Source organism: Streptomyces durocortorensis (genome assembly GCF_031760065.1).
Lineage (GTDB): Bacteria > Actinomycetota > Actinomycetes > Streptomycetales > Streptomycetaceae > Streptomyces.
Map to the genome: position 1 here is coordinate 4,093,141 of NZ_CP134500.1, position 19,190 is coordinate 4,112,330.

A 19,190-nucleotide genomic window follows, 5' to 3' on the forward strand; every position below is an offset into this window, starting at 1 on the left:
CATGCCGCGCGCCGGGCCCTACGGCAGCAGACGCTGTTCCTTCGCGACCGATACCGCGCCCGCGCGGGTGTCGACGCCGAGTTTGTCGTAGATCCGGCCCAGGTGGGTCTTGACCGTGGCCTCGCTGATGAACAGGGCGCGGGCGATGTCGCGGTTGCCGAGGCCCTGGGAGAGCTGGGCGAGGATGTCGCGTTCCCGGTCGGTGAGGCTGGGGCGGGGGCTGCGCATCCGGGCCATGACGCGGCTGGCGACGGGGGCCGAGAGCGTGGTGCGGCCCTGGGCCGCGGACCGGATGGCGGCGAACAGTTCCTCGGGGCGTTCGGCCTTCAGCAGGTAGCCGGTGGCGCCGGCCTCGATGGCGCGGGTGATGTCGGCGTCGGTGTCGTACGTGGTCAGAACCAGGACGTGGACGGTGCCGTCGGCGGCGATGCGGCGGGTCGCCTCGACGCCGTCGATGCCTTCGCCGAGCTGGAGGTCCATGAGGACGACGTCCGGGGTGAGCCGGGCGGCGAGCACCACGGCCTCCTCGCCGCTGCCCGCCTCGCCGACGACCTCGATGTCCGGTTCGCTGCCGAGGAGGGCGAGCAGTCCGGCGCGCACGACCACGTGGTCGTCGCAGAGCAGGATGCGTACGGGAGTTGTCGGGCGGCTGGTCATGCGGGTTCCTCCGGGGCGCTGGTGGCCGGGGCCGTGGTGAGGGGGACCTCGGCCGAGAGCACCGTGCCCTCGCCCGGCGCCGACTCGATCGTGAGCGTTCCGCCGAGCTGGTGCACTCGGGCCCGCATCGCCGGGAGGCCGTGGCCGCGGACGGTGGGGGTGCCGTGTGCGCCTGCGGGCTCCACGGTGAAGCCGCGGCCGTTGTCTGCGATGTCCAGGACCACCCGGTCGTCCAGGTGGGTCAGGGTCAGGCCGGCGGCGGTCGCCCCGGAGTGCTCCCCCACATTGGCCAGGGCCCCTTGGGCGATGCGCAGCAGGGCGGACTGCACCCGGTCCGGCAGGGGGGTGTGCGGAGTGCCCTCCACGTGGCACCGGACGGTCAGGGCGCCCTGGGCCTGCGCCGTCTCGCGGGCCGCCAGCGCGTGCAGCGCCGCCTCCAGGCCGCCGCCCTCCGCGAGGTCGGCCGGGGCCAGGTCGTGGACGAAGCGGCGGGCCTCGGCGAGGTTGCGTTCGGCGATACCCGTGGCGGTACGGACATGGCGGCGGGCGGCGTCCGGGTCGGCGGTCCAGGTGCGGTCGGCGGCCTGGAGCAGCATCTGCTGGCTGGACAGGCCCTGCGCGAGGGTGTCGTGGATCTCCATGGAGAGCCGCTGTCGTTCGGCGAGGGTGCCCTCGCGGCGCTCGGTGGCGGCGAGTTCGCGCCGGGTGCGCAGCAGGTCGTCGATCAGCTCGCGCTGGCGTGCGGCCAGTTCCCGTTGGCGTACCGCCTGGCGCTGCATATGGACGAAGACGGCGGTCGCTACGGCGGCCACGGCGGGTGGGGCGAGTACCAGGTTCGGGTCGAACCCGGTCGCCAGGCGCAGTTGCGCGGCGACGACGAACGCCGTGAGCAGGGCGACGAGCGCGAGTGCCGCACGCGGCGGCAGGATGCGCAGCCCCGTGTAGAAGAGCGGCACCGCGCACCACGCGAAGCTCGGCGCGAGCACGACCAGCACCATCCAGACGACGACGAGGACCCCGAGCCAGGTGAGCCGGCGCGGGGTGGGGCGCGAGCCGAGGACCGGGCCGAGGAGGTAGAGCGCCGCGAGGGTGATGGAGAGAGCGATGATCCACGGGGTGCGGGCCTCGCCGGGGTGCCGCATCAGGAAGCGGGTCAGCGAGGCGCCGAGCAGCAGGAAGAACGCGGCGTGCATGAGGAGCGCGAGCCAGCGGGCGTCGGGGTCCGGGCCGGTGGGGACATTCTCCTCCGCGCTGTGCGGATGGGGGTCGGCCTTCTCCGGGGCGTGCGGACGGTGGGCACTCTTCTCCGCGTTGTGCGGACGGGGGTCACCCCCTTCCAGGTCGTGCGGACGGGGGGCACTCTGCTCCCCCTCGTGCGCACCGGAGCCACCCCTCTCCGCGTCGCGCGGACCGCCTGGGTGGTGCACCTCGTACCTCACGTTTCCTGTCGCCGCCCCTGTTGACCTGCGCAGATCCCCCCATGGTGGCCCGGCCCGACCACCCCCGCATCAACCGATCGGCTGATGGGGACGTCAGCCGTCCCGCGCGCCGCTTCCAGCCGGTACGTCGACCGTACGGGGCCGGATCCGCCGGGAGGATCGACACCAGAGCGAAACGCCCGGCCCGCTCGTACGAACCACCGGGCCGCCCCGGAAACCATCAAGGAGCCACCATGAAGAAGCTGTCGCTGCGTACCCGTGTCGTCACCGGTGCCGTTGTCGTCGCCGCCCTCGGGGCCGGGACGTTCGGCGCGATGTCCGCGAGCGCCTCCTCCCCGACGGCCGCCCCCGCCACCGCGGTCAAGGCCGACACGAAGAACCGCAACCTCCAGCAGACCACGCACCTGACCGTGGCTGCCGCCACCAAGGCCGCCCAGGCCACGCTGAACGCCGCGAAGAAGGAGAACCAGCGCGTCTCCGTCGCTGTGGTCGACCGCAACGGCAACACCATCGTCACCCTGCGCGGCGACGGCGCGGGCCCGCAGTCCCCCGAGTCCGCCGCGAAGAAGGCGTACACCGCCGTCTCCTGGAACGCCCCCACCTCCGAGCTGGTCAAGCGCCTGGAGCAGGCCCCGAACCTGAAGGACATCCCTGGCACCCTGTTCCTCGGCGGCGGCGCCCCGGTCCAGGTCAAGGGCGCCCCGGTGGCGGGCATCGGCGTGGCCGGCGCGCCCAGCGGCGACCTCGACGAGAAGTTCGCCCGGGCGGGCGTCGCCGCCCTCGCCCGGTAGTCGCGTCCGCACAGGCACAGCCGAGAACGGAGTACCCATGAACGCCCTCGATCACGACCTGCTCACCGCCGCACGCACCGGCGACGCCGACCGTGCGCGCACCGCGATCGAGGGCGGTGCCCGGGTCGACGTCCGCGACGACGAGCTGCGTACCCCCCTGCTCCTTGCCGTCCACGGTGACCATGTCGAGGTGGCCCGGCTGCTCGTGGCGGCCGGGGCCGACCCGAACGCCCAGGACCGCCGCGAGGACAGCCCCTGGCTGGTCACCGGGGTCACCGGCAGCGTTGCGATGCTGCACGTGCTGCTGCCCGCCGGACCGGACCTGACCCTGCGCAACCGGTTCGGCGGCGTCTCCCTCATCCCTGCCAGCGAACGCGGCCATGTCGCGTACGTACGGGAGGTGCTGCGCGTCACCGACATCGACGTCGACCACGTGAACCGGCTCGGCTGGACCGCCCTGCTGGAGGCGGTGATCCTCGGCGAGGGCGGCCGGGCGCACCAGGAGGTCGTGGAACTGCTGCTCGCGGCCGGGGCGACACGGGATCTGCCCGACGGGGACGGGGTCACCCCGCTCGCCCACGCCGAGCGGCGCGGGTTCGCGGAGCTGGCCGCGCTGCTGCGAGACGCCGCATGACCGCGAAGCGCGGTCCCCGCGCCCGCCGAACAGCCGGGGCACCCGCCGCCCGCGCCCGCCGCATCACGTTCGCCCTCGTCGCCGCCGCCCTGCTAGCCGGGTGCGCGACCGGCACCACGGAGGCCGCCCCGGACACCTCCGGCACCCCGGCCGGGTCCGCCGCGCCGAGCACCGTGCGCACCCCCGACCCCTCCCGTACCCCCACCGGCCGCACGGCCGACGGGACTCTCCTCGTCGCCGACTTCGGCAGCGACACCGTGACCTTCGTCGACCCCGGGCGCGACGGGTCCGGGGAGGGCGGGGTCCCCATCGCCTCGGTCGAGGTAGGCACCGCCCCCTATGGCCTCGTCGTCGGCGAGGACGGGCGGGCCTGGGTCGCCACCGCCGAGGGCGTCGCGGTCGTGGACACGCAACGGCGGACACGCCTCGCGCTCATCCCGTACGAGACGGAGACCGGACCCGTCACCGCCGGCGAGTACCGGGGCGGCGGCATGGGCATCGCCCTGGCCCCCGGCGGCGAGCACGTCTACGTCGGCGTCAACGTGCCCGACGGCAACGGCACCGTGGAGGTCATCGACACCGAGGCCGGCGAGGTCACCGGCACCGCGCCGGTCGGACGTCGCCCCTTCGACGTGGACGTCTCGCCGGACGGCCGTGAGGTGTACGCCACCGATCACGACTCCTTCGACGTCACGGCGGTGGACGCGGACACACTCAGGACCCGGCGCATGGAAGTCGCCCCGTACGGCACCGAGGGCGGGCTCGGCTCCTGGCTCAAGCCGCACTACGCCGTCGTACGCCCGGCGGACGGCAAGCTGTTGCTGCCCTTCGAGGGGGAGCGGCTCGCGGTCCTCGACCCGCGCACCGGCGAGGTGACGATCGAGCGGATGACCGCCAACACCCACCAGCACGGCGCGGCCCTCACCCCCGACGGGACTCTCCTCGTCGTCGGCACCGGCCCGATCGGCTCGGACGACGAGGGCCCCTCGCTCACCGTCCGCACTCCCGACGGCAAGGAGCGGGTCGTCCCGCTGAAGGGACCGCACGAGGACGTGGCGGTGTCGAAGGACGGCCGGACGGCGTACGTCACCGGCGGCTTCACCCGCGACGGTTACTGGAACGGGATCACGGTCGTCGACCTGGACGGCCTGGAGGACCCGGAGAGCGAACCGGTCCGCCTGACGGCGGGCAACCGGCCCCTCGGTATCGCCGTCCTCTGAGCAGAACCCGCTTCCCTCAGCAGAGGAAGCCGTCTCCCTGAGCCGAAGCCGCCCGCCCGTTCCCCGAGGCGGGCGGCTTCTCCCTGATCCGAACTGACCGCCAGGACCTGGCGGCAGGCCCGCCTAGGATCGACCGGGTGAATCTCCGCCCCCCGGCCCGTACCGCGTCCTTCCTCCTCGCCCTCGCCCTCCTCAGCGCGGGCTGTTCCGGCGGGGTCGAGGGCACGCCGGGCGCGGCCGGGCTGCGCGACCCGTACTTCCCCGGGCTCGGCAACGGCGGCTACGACGTCACGCACTACGGCCTGAAGCTCGACGTCGACCCGGCCGCCGACCGGCTGCGCGGCACGGCGACGATCACCGCCCGCGCCACCCAGGACCTGAGCGCGTTCCACCTCGACCTGGCCGGGCTGGACGTCGAGAGCGCGACCGTCGCGGGTCGGCCGGCTGCCGTGAACCGGGCGGGCAAGGAGATGACGCTGCGTCCGGCGGGGGCGGTGGAACACCGGTTGCGCAAGGGGCGCACGTTCGCCACTGTTGTGCGCTACTCCGGATCTCCGGAGACCCTCACCGACGCGGACGGTGAGAAGGAGGGCTGGCTGCGGACGGCGGACGGTGCGGTGGCCCTCGGCGAGCCGACCGGCTCCATGGCCTGGTTTCCCGGCAACCACCACCCGAGCGACAAGGCCGCGTACGACATCGAGATCACCGTGCCCGAGGCGCTGACTGCCGTCTCCAACGGGGAGTTGGTGTCCCGGCGTACGGAAGACGGCCGTACCGCCTTCCGCTGGCGGACCGCCGAGCCCATGGCGAGCTATCTGGCGACGGTGGCCGTGGGCCGGTTCGCCACGGAGGAGTCGGTGACGCCGGAGGGCATCCGGCTGTTCACCGCCGTGGATCCGGAGTCGGCGGCGGCGAGCGAGGACGTGCTGGGGCGGATTCCGGCGGTGCTGAAGTGGTCGGCCGGGAAGTTCGGCCCGTACCCCTTCGCCTCCGCCGGGGCGATCGTCGAACGGACGGGTGACTCGACGTACGCCCTGGAGACCCAGAACCGGCCCGTCTTCCCCGGCCCGCCCGACACCGCTCTCCTCGTCCACGAGCTGGCCCACCAGTGGTTCGGGAACTCCGTCACCCCCGCGACCTGGCGGGACATGTGGCTCAACGAGGGCTTCGCCACGTACGCGGAGTGGCTCTGGGCCGCCGACCACGAGGACGTGCCCGTCGAGGAGAGCTTCGAGGAGGCGTACCAGAACGACGCCAACTGGGCTTTCCCGCCCGCCGATCCGCCGAACGCCGTGGATCTGTCCGATCCGCCGGTGTACGGGCGCGGGGCCATGGTCGTGCACCGCGTCCGGCTCGCCATGGACGACGACCCGGCGTTCTTCGCCCTCGTCAGGGGGTGGACCAAGGCCCACCGGCACGGGAACGCCTCCACCGACGACTTCACCGCGTACGTGGAGGAGGAGACGGGGCAGGATCTGACCGGGCTGTGGGACGCCTGGCTGTACGGCGAAAGCCGACCGCCCGGGGAGGGCTGACCTGCGCATGCGAGCAGACGTCCCGTCGCGCGCCGGAGCCCCCGGCCGCGCGGTGCGGCCGGGGGCTCGGGTGAAGCCGGTGAAGCTGTTGTGCCCGCTCGGGTCAGAGGTTGACGCCGAAGTCCTGGGCGATGCCGCGCAGGCCCGAGGCGTAACCCTGGCCGACCGCGCGGAACTTCCACTCGGCGCCGTTGCGGTAGAGCTCGCCGAAGACCATGGCGGTCTCGGTGGCGGCGTCCTCGCTCAGGTCGTAGCGGGCGATCTCGGCGCCGCCGGCCTGGTTGAGGATGCGGATGAACGCGTTGCGGACCTGGCCGAAGTTCTGGCTGCGGGTCTCGGCGTCGTAGATGGAGACCGGGAAGACGATCTTGTCCACATCGGCCGGCAGGCCTGCCAGGTTGACGTTGATCTGCTCGTCGTCGCCCTCGCCCTCACCCGTGACGTTGTCACCGGTGTGCACGATGGTCTGGTCCGGCGTCGACTTGTTGTTGAAGAAGACGAAGTGGCCGTCGGAGAAGACCTTCCCCGCCGGGTTGACCGCGATCGCCGAGGCGTCGAGGTCGAAGTCGGTGCCGGTGGTGGTACGGACGTCCCAGCCGAGGCCGACCGTGACGGCGGTCAGGCCCGGTGCCTCCTTGGTGAGCGAGACGTTGCCGCCCTTGGACAGGCTTACTGCCATGGGAAGTCCCTTTCCTCGTCGTGTGCGGGCTTCGTGCCATCACGAAGCTACCGTCATCCGTCATAACGCAAGCAGCAGACCATGAGGTTCCTGTTCGCTTTACTTTCTTTGCCGAACTTCCTCCGGACGGGATCCGGCGGCGAAGAACCGGACGGGTTCCGGCGGCAGAAGAAGTGACGAGTGGGGTGCGGCGGCAAAAGAAGGTGACGGGCGGGGTGCGGGGAGGGGACCATGGGTGTCATGTCCGGGCCCTATGTCATCCGCGGCTCGGTCTCCCTCCCGGAGGCCGAGCTCATGTGGCGTTTCTCGCGCTCCTCGGGCCCCGGCGGCCAGCACGTCAACACCAGCGACTCGCAGGTGGAGCTGCGCTTCGACCTGGCGGCGACCGAGGCGCTCCCCGAGGTGTGGAAGGAGCGGGCGCTGGAGCGGCTCGCGGGCAGGCTGGTGGGCGGAGTTGTCTCCGTACGGGCGTCCGAGCACCGCTCCCAGTGGCGCAACCGCGAGACGGCCGCCGTGCGGCTCGCCGCGCTGCTGGCCGAGGCCACGGCGCCGCCGCCCAAGCCGCGCATCAAGCGGAAGATCCCGCGCGGGATCAACGAGCGCAGGCTGCGCGAGAAGAAGCAGCGCGGCGACACGAAGCGCGGCCGCTCGGGCCGCGACTGGTAGCCCCGTCGGGCCCGTCAGCCCAGCTGTCGGTAGCGCCCCTTGAAGTACGTCAGCGGGTCCCCGTCCGGGCTCGGCAGCTCCGCCGTCAGCACCCGCCCGATCACCAGGGTGTGGTCCCCGGCCGCCACCCGCTGCTCGGTCCGGCACTCCAGCGTCGCCAGCGCCCCGCCGATCAGCGGCGCGTGCGTCACCCCGCCGCGTACGTACGCGATGTCCTCGAACAACAGCCGGTCGCTGATCCGGCCCTTCATGGCGAACCGGCCCGCGATGTGCCGCTGGCTCGCCGCCAGGACGGAGACCGCCCACAGCGGCTGCTCGTCGAGGAGGTCGTCCATCCTGGAGCCGTTGCGCAGGCTCACCATCACCAGGGGCGGGTCCAGGGACACGGACATGAAGGCGGTCGCCGTCATACCGACGTCCTCGCCCCGGCCGTCCGCGTCGAGGGGCGGTTCCTGGGCGGTGACCAGCACCACCCCGGCGGCCAGCCGCGCGAGTGCGGCGCGGAACTCGTCGTTGCTCACTCCCTCAGCATGGGGGATGGGCTCGGGGCGCGGAGTGGGGGGTTTCGTCTGGAGCACACCGGAACGCTAGCCGTGGCGGCCGGACGACCGCATCGGGCCAAGGGACCAAGCCGGTCCTAGGACTCCGGGACGGGCTCCGGACGGGCCCCGGGGCGGCTCGTGAACGGGCTCCAGAGACGGGCTCCGCAACGGCCCCCGCGACGGGCTCCGTAACGGCCCCCGGGACGTACTCCTGAACGGACCCTGAATAGATCCTGAACGAGATCGGAACGACAGTTGTCGTTCCGGGTCACTGGCAACCCATGATCATCTATTGTGACTTGAGTCACAGAGTCCATTTTCTGCTGACCCTGTGTACCGGGTGCACAGCTCACTGTGATTCAGTGGCGGGGACACTGCAAACAAGTACGTCGATATGAAACCTGGAGTTGCTGTCGAGGTCTCGGGGAGTGCGAGCAATGGAGGCCGAGTCGGAGCCGTATGTCCGCCTTGCGACCATGCGGCAGCTGCATCAGGCCGTCGCTGATCTCAACACGGCGCGGAGCCTGGCGGACACGCTTCAGTCCGTCGCCGACGGCATCGTCACGGGCCTCGGCTACGAGCTGGGCTGCGTCAACCTGGTCCGGCCCGACGGCGACCTCGTCATCGCCGCCTTCGCGGGCAACGCCGCCGCCGAAGCCCTCATCACCGGCCGCGTCGGCTCCCGCACCTCCTGGGAGCGCCGTCTCTCCATGGGCGAGGCCTGGGACGACCTCCGGTTCATCCCGCACACCGAGGGCTGGGTCCTCCTCGACGACGACGTGCCGCAGTGGCACACCGAGGGGCCCGAGCCCAGGTTCGAGGACGAGTGGCATCCGCTGGACCGGCTCTACGCCCCGATGTACGCGTCCGGCGGCGGCCGGGACCTCCTCGGTGTCATATCCGTCGACCGGCCGCGCAACGGGCGCCGCCCCGGAGCGTGGGGGCGCGAGGCGCTCCAGATGTACGCGTCCCAGGCCGCCATCGCGATCAGCAACGCCCGGCTGCGGGCCAACATGCAGCGCGCCCTGGTCAGACTCGAACGCGAACAGCAGGCGCTGCGGGCCAGCGAGGAGTCGTTCCGGCAGGCCTTCGAGTACGCGCCCAGCGGGATGGCCATCGCGGAGATGGGCGGCGACCAGCAGGGCAGGCTGCTGCGGACCAACGACGCCCTGTGCCGGCTGCTCGGCCGCCCGGCCTCCGTCATGCGCCGCTACTCCTTCGCCGACCTGGTCCACCCCGAGGACATCGGCACCCTGCTGCGTACCTCCGCCGAGGGCGGCCGGGCCGAGCTGCGGCTGAGCCGCCGGGACGGCACGTACCTCTGGGTCTCCCTGCGTAACTCGGTGGTCGCGGACGCCGCCGACGGGCCGCGCTTCCTGCTCACCCATGTCGAGGACATCGAGGAGCGCAAGCGCCACGAGCTGAACCTCGCGCATCGCGCCTCGCACGACGCGCTGACCGGGCTGCCCAACAGCGCCGAGCTGAAGTCGCGGCTCAGCGCCCGGCTCTGTGGGCGTCCGCACTCCCCGGCCGCGACCGCGATCGAGGCGCTGGACGCGGCGTACGGGGACGTCGAGTCGTCCCTCACCCACGGCTACCGCGCCGACGGGTACGAAGGAGAGGCGCTGCCTGGCGGCCCCTACGACCACCATGTGCACGCGGTGGCCCCCGACCCGGAGCACGACGACGGGACGAAGGGGCTCGCGGTGCTCTTCTGCGACCTCGACGGCTTCAAGTCCATCAACGACCGTTTCGGACATCACACCGGTGACGCGGTCCTCATCGAGGTGGCCCGGCGGCTGACCACCTGTGTCCGGGACGGTGACACCGTCGCCCGGCTCGGGGGTGACGAATTCGTCGTTCTCGCCGACGGCCTCGGATCGGCGGACGCCGCTGACCTGGCCGTACGCCTGCGGAATGCCATCATTCCGCCCATAAGGGTCGACGGTCGTGCCGTCCGGGTCGGGGCGAGTTTCGGCATCGGCTGGGCCGAGTGCGGGATGACCGTGGAAGAGGTCCTGCGCTCCGCCGACCAGCGGATGTACGTGGAAAAACGGTCCCGGTCGAAGGTTCACCGCAGGGCCGGCTGACGTTCACGACCCCGTTCCTCCCCTACCCCGTACCGGTTTCCCGGCCCCGCCCCGGCCCATGATCGCAATTCGGGCCCTGCTCCGTTCGAGGTAGGCTCGGCCGGTCGGCGACGGCTGGCGACATGGTGAGGAGTGACCCAGGGATGACGGCCGGAAACAACGGCGCGAGCAAGCCCGAGGACGACGATCCGTTCGGCTATCTGTACGCGGACGGACAGGCGGCAGGCGCCCAGGCGCCCGGCCAGGGCGGCTACGGCTATCCGGGTCCGGCCGCGCAGCCGGGCGTGCCCAGAACGTCGTACAACCAGGTGCGGGCCGTCGGTGAGCGCCAGTACGGGCAGCAGGCGCCTCCGCAGGCGCCCCCGCAGCAGGGGTACGGCTACCCGCCCCAGCAGCAGTACGGCCAGCCCGCGCAGCAGTACAACCGGCCGAACCCGCAGTACGCGGCCCCCGAGACCTACCCCGGCGGCGCGCCCGCCGGGCAGCACCCGGCCCAGGGCGGTCACGGCGGCCCCGGCCCCGGCCGCGGCGGCCCGAACACCAAGGCGCTCCTGATCGCGGCGGTCGCCGTGGTCGCGGTCGTCCTCATCGGCATCGGCGCGGCCCTGCTCACGGGCGACGACGGTGACAAGGACGACAAGAGCAACGAGGCCTCCTCCTCGCAGGGCTCCGCGGGCCAGGTCGAGGAGTCGAAGAAGCCGGAGGAGAAGCCCGAGCCGACCCCGACCCCCGTCGAGCTCCCGAAGCAGGACGCGGCGACGCTGACGCTGGGCGGCACGGCCTCCCTGGACAACACGGTCAAGGGTGCCAAGGGCGCGAACGGGAACTACATCAACCTCAACGAGGTCGGCCGCTCGGCGACCTGGACGGTCGAGGTTCCCGAGGCCGGCGCGTACACCCTGTACGTGACCTACGGCGTGCCCGGCAAGGACGCGAAGACGACCCTGACCGTCAACGCGCAGGAGCCCCGCTCCATCAACATGAAGAACTTCGCGAAGGCCGCCGAGGGCGATCTGGAGAAGGGCTGGACGAACACGTACGCGTACGTCCAGCTCGACAAGGGCTCCAACACCCTCAAGCTGTCGTGCGAGACCGGCGACGAGTGCGACGCCAACCTCGACCAGCTTGAGCTGAAGTCGGGCCACATCAAATAGCGGCAGCCGCCGAGAAGAACGGCTGACCGCCACCCGCCGTACCGACGCCCTGATCGCCGCCCAGGTGGTCAGGGCGTCGGCGTGTGCGGCTCCACGCGTACGCGCGGCAGCAGTTCCACGTAGGCCGCCGCGTCGAACTCCCCGGCCGTCGGGGCGAGCACCGTCGCCGTCGACAGGGCCACCGCGCGGGCCAGGCGCTGCGGCCAGTCCAGCCCCTCGGCCAGGGCGGACAGCAGACCGGCCACCGCGGAATCGCCCGCTCCGGTCGGGTTGCCACGCACCGGGGCGGGCGGGGCGGCCCGCCAGGTGCCCTCGGGGGTGACGGCGAGCACGCCCTCCGGGCCCAGAGAGGCGATCACCGCGTGGGCCCCGCGGCGGCGCGCGTCCCCGGCGGCTCGCAGCGGCTCGCGGGCGCCGGTCAGCTGGGCCAGCTCCTCCGCGTTCGGCTTGACCAGGTCGGGGCGGGCGGCGATGCCCCGGCGCAGGGGTTCGCCGCTGGTGTCCAGGAGGACGGGTACGGCGGCGGCGCGGGCGGCCCGGACCAGCTCGGCGTAGGCGCCGACGTGGATGCCGGGCGGCAGGGAGCCGCACAGCGCGACCGCGTCGGCCTCCGCGAGGAGCTCCTCGTACGTCCGCACGAAGGCGGCCCATTCCGCGGGGCTCACCTGCGGTCCGGGCTCGTTGAGCTGGGTGGTGTCACCGGTCGAGCGGTCGGTGACGGCGAGCGTGCGGCGGGTGTTCCCGGCGACCGGGACGAGCGCGTCGCGCGGTGGGAGCGGGGCGAGCAGGGAGCGCAGGACGTCTCCGGTGGGGCCTCCGGCGAAGCCGGTGACGACGGCTTCGTGGCCGAGCGCGCCGAGGACCCGGGCGACGTTGAGGCCTTTGCCGCCGGGGCGTTCGATGACCTCGCCGACCCGGTGGCTACTGTGCGGGACGAGCGCGTCGACGGTGTACGTAACGTCCAGCGCGGTGTTCAGAGTGACGGTCAGGATCACCTCTGCCGGTCCCTCCCTCGGGTGCATGGCCCCAGTGGTGCGCGCCTTCGCTGCGGCACGCGCTTCTGATGATCATGTCAAAACGATGGCGGTCGGCCCAGTGCCGGGCGCCGACCGCCATCGCTTCGTTACCCGTCGGCCTGGTCAGGCCAGGCGGACTAGTCCGACTTGGGCTCGACGATCCACTCGCCCTGCCGCATGACGCCCTTGAGGACGAAGTCCTCGTCGAGGACGACCAGGTCGGCGTCCTTGCCCGGGTCCAGCGAACCGACCCGGTCGTAGACGCCGAGCAGCCGCGCGGGGTTGGCGGAGATGGACCGGACGACGTCCTCGACGGGGATCTCGTCGATGGTGACGGCCCGCCGGAACGCGGTGTCCAGGGTGAGCGTGGAGCCCGCGATCGAGCCGCCCTCCACCAGCCGGGCCACACCGTCGGTGACCTCGACCGCGAGCGGGCCGAGCTGGTACTCGCCGTCGCCGAAGCCCGCCGCGTCCATCGCGTCGGTGATCAGCGCGACCCGGCCCGCGCCCTTGTGGCGGTAGGCCAGCTCCAGGACCGCCGGGTGCAGGTGGGTGCCGTCGTTGATCAGCTCGACCGTGATCCGGTCGTCCTCCAGGAGGGCGGCGATCGGGCCGGGCTCGCGGTGGGCGAGCGGCGGCATCGCGTTGAACAGGTGCGTGGCGACGGTCGCGCCCGCGTCGATGGCTTCGACGGTCTGGTCGTACGTCGCGTCCGTGTGGCCGATGGCCGCGATGACCCCGTGCTCGGCGAGGAGCCGCACCGAGTCGATGCCGCCGGGCAGCTCGGTGGCCAGGGTGAACATCCGGGCGGTGCCGCGCGCCGCGTCCAGCAGCTTGCGGACCTCGGCCGGGTCCGGGTCGCGCAGCAGCGCCTCGCTGTGGGCGCCCTTGCGGCACGGCGAGATGAAAGGGCCCTCGAAGTGGATTCCGGCCAGGTCGCCCTGCTCAACCAGTTCGGACAGGACGCCCGCGCGCCGGGCGAGGAAGTCCATCTCGCCGGTGACGGTGGAGGCGACCAGGGTGGTGGTGCCGTGCTCGCGGTGCGTACGGATGCCGGTGAGGACCTCGTCAACGGTGCCGGAGGTGAAGGAGGCCCCGCCGCCGCCGTGGTTGTGCATGTCCACGAAGCCGGGGACCACCCAGTGGCCGGAGAGGTCGACGGTCCGGGCGCCCTCCGGCGCGGAGCCGGCGATCCGGGTGCCCTCGACGGTCACCCGGCCGTCCTCGACGGTGCCGGTGGGGAGCACCACCCGGGCGCCGGCGAGAACGGTGCTGTCTGCTGCGCGTCCGGCCATCAGGCGGAAACCTCCGTGGAGAGTAGATCCCAGGCGAGCAGCCCCGCGCCCAGGCATCCGGCGGTGTCCCCGAGGGCCGCCGGGACGATGTGGGGCAGCTTCTGGAACGTGACGCGTTCCTCGACGGCTGCACGCAGTGGTGTGAACAAGGTTTCCCCGGCCTCGGCGAGCCCGCCACCGATGATGATTTTGCGGGGGTCCAGCAGGGTGAGCGCGGTGACGAGGCCCGAGGTGAGCGCGTCGACGGCGTTGTGCCAGACCTCGATCGCCGCCGGGTCGCCCGACTCGACGGCCTTCGCGCAGTCCGCGGCGTCCGCCTCGGGGTCCCCGGAGGCGGTGGCCCAGGCCCGGCTCACGGCGGACGCGGAGGCCAGGGTCTCCAGACAGCCGCGCTGGCCGCAGCCGCACTCCGGGCCGTCCGGGCGGACCACGATGTGCCCGATCTCGCCCGCGTACCCGTGGGCACCCGCCTCGATGGCGCCCGCGATGCCGATGGCCCCGGCGATCCCGGTGCCCAGCGGGACGAACAGGAAGCGGTCCGCGCCGCGCCCGGCGCCGATGCGGCCCTCGGCGAGCCCGCCGGTGCGGACGTCGTGGCCGAGGGCGACCGGGATGCCGCCGAGCCGCTCACCGAGCAGGGCGCGCAGCGGTACGTCGCGCCAGCCCAGGTTCGCCGCGTAGACCGCGATCCCCTGCTCGGCGTCGACGATGCCGGGTACGGCGACGCCCGCGGCGACGGCGCTCTGGCCGAAGTGTTCCTCGCCGTGGGCGCGAAGCTCCGCGGCGAATCCGAGGATGGTCTCGACGACCGCGTCGGCGCCGCGCTTCCGGCCGGTGGCCCGCCGCGCCTGGTGGAGCAGCGTGCCGTCGGCCCCGACCAGTGCGGCCTTCATTCCGGTGCCGCCCACATCGAGGGCGATGACATGTCTCACGGAAGACAGTTTCGCCCGCCGACTCCAAAAGGTCTAGTCCACTAGCACTGTTTGTTGCGCATCCATACAAAATGATGGACGAGTGAAGGCGGGGCTTTTTGTGCCGTAAAGCGACGAAATGGAAACCGGGATCGGGGGGAATCCGGACCAAAGGTCTGGACCAAGATACGGGGCGCGGGTCCCCGACTGCCAGTAACCGTGCGCCAGTTGTGGCCTCCGGAGCCCGTATACGTTGCCGAAGCGATACTCCGATGGTGTAGACCGTCGCCTCGGCGATGGGGGAAAATCGCAGTTCATCCGGACGGTGCCAGGACAGCTGGCGGTGCCGCGACCGACAGGAACGGCCGTGGGCGACGCCAGGAGCACCGCCCGTGAGCAAGGCGATCAACGAGGATGGGCGAGGCTGTGCAGCGGCGCTTTTTGGGTCTGACCGCGGTGGTGGCCGCGCTGGGAATGACGGCAACGTTGTCTGCCTGTGGCGGCGGTGAGAGCGAATCGGGCGACGTGACCCTGAAGCTGGTCGCCGCCGACTACGGCACCGGCCCGGCCAACAGCTCCGAGAAGTACTGGAGCGGGGTCGCGGCGGGCTTCGAGGAGGAGCACCCCGGCATCAAGGTCGATGTCACCGTCCTCTCCTGGAAGGACGTCGACCGCGAGGTCGCCGAGATGGTGAAGGACGGCAAGGCTCCGGACATCGCCCAGATCGGCGCGTACGCCGACTACGCCAAGGACGGCAAGCTCTACACCGCCGACGAGACGCTCGCCATCCGCACCACGGCGAACTTCCTCCCCTCGCTCACCGACGCCGGCAGGGTCGACGGCACCCTCTACGGGATGCCCTTCGTCGCCAGCACCCGGCTGCTCTTCTACAACGAGAAGCTCTTCGACCAGGCGGGCCTGGACGCCCCCGAGACCTGGGACGACATCGCCGCCGGTGCCGCCGCGCTCAAGGCGAAGGGCGTCGACTACCCCTTCGCCCTGCCGCTCGGGCAGGAGGAGGCCCAGGCCGAGACCCTGATGTGGCTGCTCAGCGGTGGCGGCGGCTACACGGACGAGGTCGGCGCGTACGACATCGACTCGGCCGCGAACATCAACACCTTCCGCTGGCTCCGGGACAACCTGGTCGGCAAGGGCCTCACCGGCCCCGTCGCACCGGCCAAGCTCGACCGGGCCAAGGCGTTCGAGGCGTTCACCGAGGGCAAGGTCGGCATGCTCAACGGCCACCCCACGCTGATGGACGAGGCCGAGGCCAAGGGCGTCAAGGTCGGTATGGTCCCGCTGCCCGGCGCCGACGGGCCGACCACGGGCTCCATGGGCGTCGCCGACTGGATGATGGGCTTCAAGCAGAACGGTCACCGCAAGGAGATCGGCAAGTTCCTCGACTACGCCTACACCGACGAGAACGTCCTCGCCTTCGCCGAGGAGTACGACCTGCTCCCGGTCACGGGCAGCGCCTCCGCCGCGATGGAGTCGGACAAGAAGCACAAGAAGCTGCACGAGTTCCTGGCGGCCCTGCCGAACTCGACGCTGCCCCCCTTCGGCAAGACGTCCTGGGCCACGGTCAGCGACGCGGTCAAGAGGAAGATCGGCGAGGCGGTCGCCCCGGGCAGCAATCCCGAGAGCGTGCTCGGCGGGATATCCGCCGAGGCGACGCAGGCGGAGGCGGCGGAGTAGTCGGTCGGTGTCGTTGTCGGGGGTGGGCATTAGGTTGGTTGATATGACCGCCCCCGATCGCGACAACCGCGGCACCGAGCCCGAGCCCGAGCCTGAGCCCGGGCCCGGTTCCGCTGCGCTGTCCGTACGGGAGAGGGCACTGCTCGCCCTGGAGCGGCGGTCCTGGGCAGGGCCGGGGACCAAGGAGCGGGCGATCCGGGAGGAGCTCGCGATCTCGCCGGTCCGCTACTACCAGCTGCTGAACGCGCTGATCGACGACGAGCGAGCCCTGCGGGAGGACCCGGTCACGGTGAACCGGCTGCGGCGCGTGCGCGACGCGAGACGCGGCCGCCGCTGACCGGGCTGGAGGCCCCGCCGCTGACGCGGTCGGAGAGTCTTCGGCACCAAGACCTGGATACTCGACGCGGCGCCGGACACCGCCGAGGGCGCCACCTCGCTGTACGACGAGCGTGCTGTGGATCGGCGCGGCCCTGGCGCTGCTGGCCGTGGGCGGGACCCGCCGCACAGGTTAAAGATCAAGTTAGCCAACGTGTTTTCGCTTCCGTCATCGGAAGGGAGGCCGCCACCCGCCGCACGGCGTTAGGGTCGCAGCATGGGCAGCCACTCCGCACACCTGCCGACCCCGACCACCCCGGCCGGCCGCGAGGGCCTGAGCGCCGTCCTCGCCCGCCCCGACCGCGCGGTCATCGCCCTCGACTTCGACGGCACGCTCGCCGACATCGTCCCGGACCCCGAGCAGGCCCGGGCCCACCCCGGCGCGGTGCCCGCGCTCGCCGCGCTCGCGCCGAAGGTCGCCTCCATCGCCGTGATCACCGGCCGCCCGGCGGGCGTCGCGGTGCGCCACGGCGGCTTCGCGGGCGTCCCCGGCCTGGAGCACCTCGTCGTTCTCGGACATTACGGCGCCGAGCGCTGGGACGCCGTGACCGGCACCGTCCACGCCCCCGCCCCGCATCCCGGCGTCAGCGCCGTGCGCGCCGAACTCCCCGGCGTACTCCACGAGTTCGGCGCCTGGCGCGGCACCTGGATCGAGGAGAAGGGGCAGGCTGTCGCCGTCCACACCCGGCGAGCCAAGGACCCGCAGGCAGCCTTCGAAGCGCTGCGCGGCCCCCTGGGCGAGCTGGCCGCGCGGCACGGGCTGATCGTCGAACCCGGCCGGCTGGTGCTGGAGTTGAGGCCGCCGGGCATGGACAAGGGCGTCGCCCTGGCGGACTACGTGACGGAGCTGGACGCCGAGTCCGTGGTGTACGCGGGCGACGACCTCGGGGACCTCGCCGCGTTCGCCGCGGTGGAGAAGCTGCGGACGGGGGGCCCGGACGGCATCCCCGGCCTGCTGGTGTGCAGCGGCAGCGCCGAGGTGCCCGAACTGGCCGAGCGCGCCGACCTGTCGGTGCCGGGCCCGGCCGCCGTGGTCGCGTTCCTGGCGGCGCTGGCCGAGCGGCTCTGAAGGGCCCTCACCCCTCCCGCAGCGCCTCCAGCTGGTCCAGGAACCACCGCTGCGGCGGCAGTGCGGTCGCGGCCTCCGCCAGCCGCTTCGTGCGGCCCGTCCGCTCCTCGGAGCCCATCGACAGGGCCTCGTGCAGTGCCTCCGCCGTGCCCACCACGTCGTACGGGTTCACCACGATCGCGTCCTCGCCCAGTTCCTCGTACGCCCCCGCCTCCCGCGACAGCACCAGCGCGCAGCCGTGGTCGGAGACGACGGGGACCTCCTTGGCGACCAGGTTCATGCCGTCGCGGATCGGGTTGACCAGCGCCACGTCCGCCAGCCGGTACGCGGCCAGCGAGCGGGCGAAGTCGTCCTTGACGTGGAGGACCACCGGCGTCCAGCTCTCCGTCCCGTACGCCCCGTTGATCTCCGTGGCCAGGGACTGCACCGCGGCCGTGTAGTCCCGGTACACCGCGAGGTCCTGGCGGGAGGGGTAGGCGAAGGCGATGTGCACGACTCGCTCGTGCCACTCCGGGTGGGCGTCCAGCAGGGCCCGGTACGCGTGCAGGCCGCGCACGATGTTCTTGGACAGCTCCGTGCGGTCCACCCGGACGATGGTCTTCCGGCCCTCGCCGATCTGCTCGCGCAGCGCCGCCATCCGGTCGTCCACGTCCGGTTCCCGGGACCGCCGCCGCAGGAAGTCCGCGTCGGCCCCCAGCCCGTGCACCCCGATCCGGGTGCCGCCGGTCCCGCCGAGGAACTCCGTACAGCAGCCGATGAACGCGTCCGCCCAGCGGCGGGTCAGGAACGCGGCCCGGTCCGCGCCGAGGATGCCGCGCAGCAGCTGCTCGGCGATGTCGTCGGGCAGCAGCCGGAAGTAGTCGACGGGCGCCCACGGGGTGTGCGAGAAGTGGCCGATCCTCAGGTCGGGGCGCAGCTCGCGGAGCATTCCGGGGACCAGGGCCAGGTGGTAGTCCTGGACGAGGACCGCCGCCCCGGGGCCGGCCTCCTCGGCGAGCGCCCGGGCGAAGGCCCGGTTGTACCTCTCGTACGAGGCCCACCGGCGGCGGAACTCCGCGTCGAAGACCGGCTCGACGGGGGTCTGGTAGAGCAGGTGGTGGACGAACCACAGCACGGAGTTGGCGATGCCGTTGTACGCGTCGGCGTGCACCTCGGCGTCGATGTCCAGCATCCGGACGCCCGGCTCGCCGACCCCGCGTCGCACGGCCTCGCGGTCGCCGTCGCCGAGGGCCGCGCAGACCCACAGCTTGTCGTCCACGGCGCTCAGCCCGGAGACGAGGCCGCCGCCGCCGCGCCTGGCGTCGAGCGTCCCGTCCTCACCGAGCGTGTACGAGACCGGGCCGCGGTTGGACGCGACGAGAACCTGGGCAGTCGAGTTGGGTGCGTGCTCGGAGACCATGTAGCGGAACCTAGCCCGTTACG

At 72.3% G+C, this 19,190-nt stretch carries 18 protein-coding genes; 10 read left to right on the plus strand and 8 right to left on the minus strand.

Features of this window, described 5'->3' with window-relative positions; translation table 11 throughout:
• Window positions 1-18: 18 nt before the first annotated feature.
• Together RI138_RS18145 and RI138_RS18150 are read right to left on the minus strand one after the other, a co-directional pair.
• Window positions 19-657 (minus strand): response regulator, encoded by a 639-nt coding sequence (locus RI138_RS18145; protein WP_096629027.1) that lies wholly within the window; start codon window positions 655-657, stop codon window positions 19-21.
• Entirely contained in the window at window positions 654-1,997 is a 1,344-nt protein-coding gene (locus RI138_RS18150; protein WP_398864304.1) for a histidine kinase, read from the minus strand. Before RI138_RS18150 ends, RI138_RS18145 begins: the two co-directional genes overlap by 4 nt.
• A gap of 332 nt (window positions 1,998-2,329) precedes the next feature.
• On the opposite strand from RI138_RS18150, the gene RI138_RS18155 reads away from it, so the two are divergent.
• The 4 genes from RI138_RS18155 (at window position 2,330) to RI138_RS18170 (ending at window position 6,276) form a co-directional block, all read left to right on the plus strand.
• A complete protein-coding gene (locus RI138_RS18155; RefSeq protein WP_311120779.1) occupies window positions 2,330-2,887 on the plus strand; it encodes a GlcG/HbpS family heme-binding protein in 558 nt (185 codons plus the stop codon).
• 37 nt (window positions 2,888-2,924) lie between these two features.
• Complete coding sequence (locus RI138_RS18160) at window positions 2,925-3,521, plus strand: ankyrin repeat domain-containing protein (RefSeq protein ID WP_311120780.1); 597 nt, start codon at window positions 2,925-2,927, stop codon at window positions 3,519-3,521.
• Window positions 3,518-4,741: a YncE family protein gene (locus RI138_RS18165; protein WP_311120781.1), complete on the plus strand. Its 1,224-nt coding sequence runs from the start codon at window positions 3,518-3,520 to the stop codon at window positions 4,739-4,741. The genes RI138_RS18160 and RI138_RS18165 overlap by 4 nt, the downstream gene beginning before the upstream one ends.
• A gap of 137 nt (window positions 4,742-4,878) precedes the next feature.
• On the plus strand, window positions 4,879-6,276 hold the full coding sequence (locus RI138_RS18170; RefSeq protein WP_311120782.1) for a M1 family metallopeptidase: 1,398 nt from the start codon (window positions 4,879-4,881) through the stop codon (window positions 6,274-6,276).
• Window positions 6,277-6,379: 103 nt separating this feature from the next.
• Here the strand turns inward: RI138_RS18170 and RI138_RS18175 are convergent, their stop codons facing one another.
• The gene (locus RI138_RS18175) at window positions 6,380-6,955 is read right to left on the minus strand and encodes a TerD family protein (protein ID WP_096629021.1); all 576 of its coding nucleotides are present in this window, start codon (window positions 6,953-6,955) and stop codon (window positions 6,380-6,382) included.
• Between the two features lie 231 nt (window positions 6,956-7,186).
• Here RI138_RS18175 and arfB point away from each other — a divergent pair, with 231 nt between their 5' ends.
• Entirely contained in the window at window positions 7,187-7,621 is a 435-nt protein-coding gene (gene arfB, locus RI138_RS18180) for an alternative ribosome rescue aminoacyl-tRNA hydrolase ArfB (protein WP_311120783.1), read from the plus strand.
• Window positions 7,622-7,635: 14 nt separating this feature from the next.
• Here arfB and RI138_RS18185 read toward each other — a convergent pair whose 3' ends face one another.
• The gene (locus tag RI138_RS18185) at window positions 7,636-8,142 is read right to left on the minus strand and encodes a flavin reductase family protein (protein WP_311120784.1); all 507 of its coding nucleotides are present in this window, start codon (window positions 8,140-8,142) and stop codon (window positions 7,636-7,638) included.
• 458 nt (window positions 8,143-8,600) lie between these two features.
• Here RI138_RS18185 and cdgB point away from each other — a divergent pair, with 458 nt between their 5' ends.
• Together cdgB and RI138_RS18195 are read left to right on the plus strand one after the other, a co-directional pair.
• Window positions 8,601-10,253: a diguanylate cyclase CdgB gene (cdgB, locus tag RI138_RS18190; protein ID WP_096629017.1), complete on the plus strand. Its 1,653-nt coding sequence runs from the start codon at window positions 8,601-8,603 to the stop codon at window positions 10,251-10,253.
• A 143-nt stretch (window positions 10,254-10,396) separates the two neighbouring features.
• Entirely contained in the window at window positions 10,397-11,407 is a 1,011-nt protein-coding gene (locus RI138_RS18195) for a carbohydrate-binding protein (RefSeq protein ID WP_311120785.1), read from the plus strand.
• 68 nt (window positions 11,408-11,475) lie between these two features.
• Here RI138_RS18195 and RI138_RS18200 read toward each other — a convergent pair whose 3' ends face one another.
• The 3 genes from RI138_RS18200 to RI138_RS18210 form a co-directional block, all read right to left on the minus strand.
• Window positions 11,476-12,402 (minus strand): 1-phosphofructokinase family hexose kinase, encoded by a 927-nt coding sequence (locus RI138_RS18200; protein ID WP_311122926.1) that lies wholly within the window; start codon window positions 12,400-12,402, stop codon window positions 11,476-11,478.
• 158 nt (window positions 12,403-12,560) lie between these two features.
• Complete coding sequence (gene nagA, locus RI138_RS18205; RefSeq protein ID WP_311120786.1) at window positions 12,561-13,718, minus strand: N-acetylglucosamine-6-phosphate deacetylase; 1,158 nt, start codon at window positions 13,716-13,718, stop codon at window positions 12,561-12,563.
• Entirely contained in the window at window positions 13,718-14,611 is an 894-nt protein-coding gene (locus RI138_RS18210; RefSeq protein ID WP_398864307.1) for an ROK family protein, read from the minus strand. Before RI138_RS18210 ends, nagA begins: the two co-directional genes overlap by 1 nt.
• A 432-nt stretch (window positions 14,612-15,043) precedes the next feature.
• Here RI138_RS18210 and RI138_RS18215 point away from each other — a divergent pair, with 432 nt between their 5' ends.
• The 3 genes from RI138_RS18215 to otsB all read left to right on the plus strand — a co-directional run bounded on the left by RI138_RS18215 (window position 15,044) and on the right by otsB (window position 17,768).
• Window positions 15,044-16,324, plus strand: coding sequence for an ABC transporter substrate-binding protein (locus RI138_RS18215; protein ID WP_311120788.1), 1,281 nt, complete (start codon window positions 15,044-15,046; stop codon window positions 16,322-16,324).
• A gap of 43 nt (window positions 16,325-16,367) precedes the next feature.
• The gene (locus RI138_RS18220) at window positions 16,368-16,661 is read left to right on the plus strand and encodes a DUF3263 domain-containing protein (protein ID WP_311120789.1); all 294 of its coding nucleotides are present in this window, start codon (window positions 16,368-16,370) and stop codon (window positions 16,659-16,661) included.
• Window positions 16,662-16,916: 255 nt separating this feature from the next.
• Complete coding sequence (gene otsB / locus RI138_RS18225) at window positions 16,917-17,768, plus strand: trehalose-phosphatase (protein WP_311120790.1); 852 nt, start codon at window positions 16,917-16,919, stop codon at window positions 17,766-17,768.
• 7 nt (window positions 17,769-17,775) lie between these two features.
• Here otsB and RI138_RS18230 read toward each other — a convergent pair whose 3' ends face one another.
• The gene (locus RI138_RS18230) at window positions 17,776-19,167 is read right to left on the minus strand and encodes an alpha,alpha-trehalose-phosphate synthase (UDP-forming) (protein ID WP_311120791.1); all 1,392 of its coding nucleotides are present in this window, start codon (window positions 19,165-19,167) and stop codon (window positions 17,776-17,778) included.
• Between the last annotated feature and the right edge of the window lie 23 nt (window positions 19,168-19,190).

Excerpts from the sequence above, each read along its gene's own strand:
- RI138_RS18145 (WP_096629027.1), bottom strand. The coding sequence starts at position 657 with ATGACCAGCCGCCCGACAACTCCCGTACGCATCCTGCTCTGCGACGAC.
- RI138_RS18155 (WP_311120779.1), top strand. The coding sequence starts at position 2,330 with ATGAAGAAGCTGTCGCTGCGTACCCGTGTCGTCACCGGTGCCGTTGTC.
- RI138_RS18160 (WP_311120780.1), top strand. The coding sequence starts at position 2,925 with ATGAACGCCCTCGATCACGACCTGCTCACCGCCGCACGCACCGGCGAC.
- RI138_RS18165 (WP_311120781.1), top strand. The coding sequence starts at position 3,518 with ATGACCGCGAAGCGCGGTCCCCGCGCCCGCCGAACAGCCGGGGCACCC.
- RI138_RS18175 (WP_096629021.1), bottom strand. The coding sequence starts at position 6,955 with ATGGCAGTAAGCCTGTCCAAGGGCGGCAACGTCTCGCTCACCAAGGAG.
- arfB (WP_311120783.1), top strand. The coding sequence starts at position 7,187 with ATGGGTGTCATGTCCGGGCCCTATGTCATCCGCGGCTCGGTCTCCCTC.
- cdgB (WP_096629017.1), top strand. The coding sequence starts at position 8,601 with ATGGAGGCCGAGTCGGAGCCGTATGTCCGCCTTGCGACCATGCGGCAG.
- RI138_RS18195 (WP_311120785.1), top strand. The coding sequence starts at position 10,397 with ATGACGGCCGGAAACAACGGCGCGAGCAAGCCCGAGGACGACGATCCG.
- nagA (WP_311120786.1), bottom strand. The coding sequence starts at position 13,718 with ATGGCCGGACGCGCAGCAGACAGCACCGTTCTCGCCGGCGCCCGGGTG.
- RI138_RS18210 (WP_398864307.1), bottom strand. The coding sequence starts at position 14,611 with ATGAAGGCCGCACTGGTCGGGGCCGACGGCACGCTGCTCCACCAGGCG.
- RI138_RS18215 (WP_311120788.1), top strand. The coding sequence starts at position 15,044 with ATGGGCGAGGCTGTGCAGCGGCGCTTTTTGGGTCTGACCGCGGTGGTG.
- RI138_RS18220 (WP_311120789.1), top strand. The coding sequence starts at position 16,368 with ATGACCGCCCCCGATCGCGACAACCGCGGCACCGAGCCCGAGCCCGAG.
- otsB (WP_311120790.1), top strand. The coding sequence starts at position 16,917 with ATGGGCAGCCACTCCGCACACCTGCCGACCCCGACCACCCCGGCCGGC.
- RI138_RS18230 (WP_311120791.1), bottom strand. The coding sequence starts at position 19,167 with ATGGTCTCCGAGCACGCACCCAACTCGACTGCCCAGGTTCTCGTCGCG.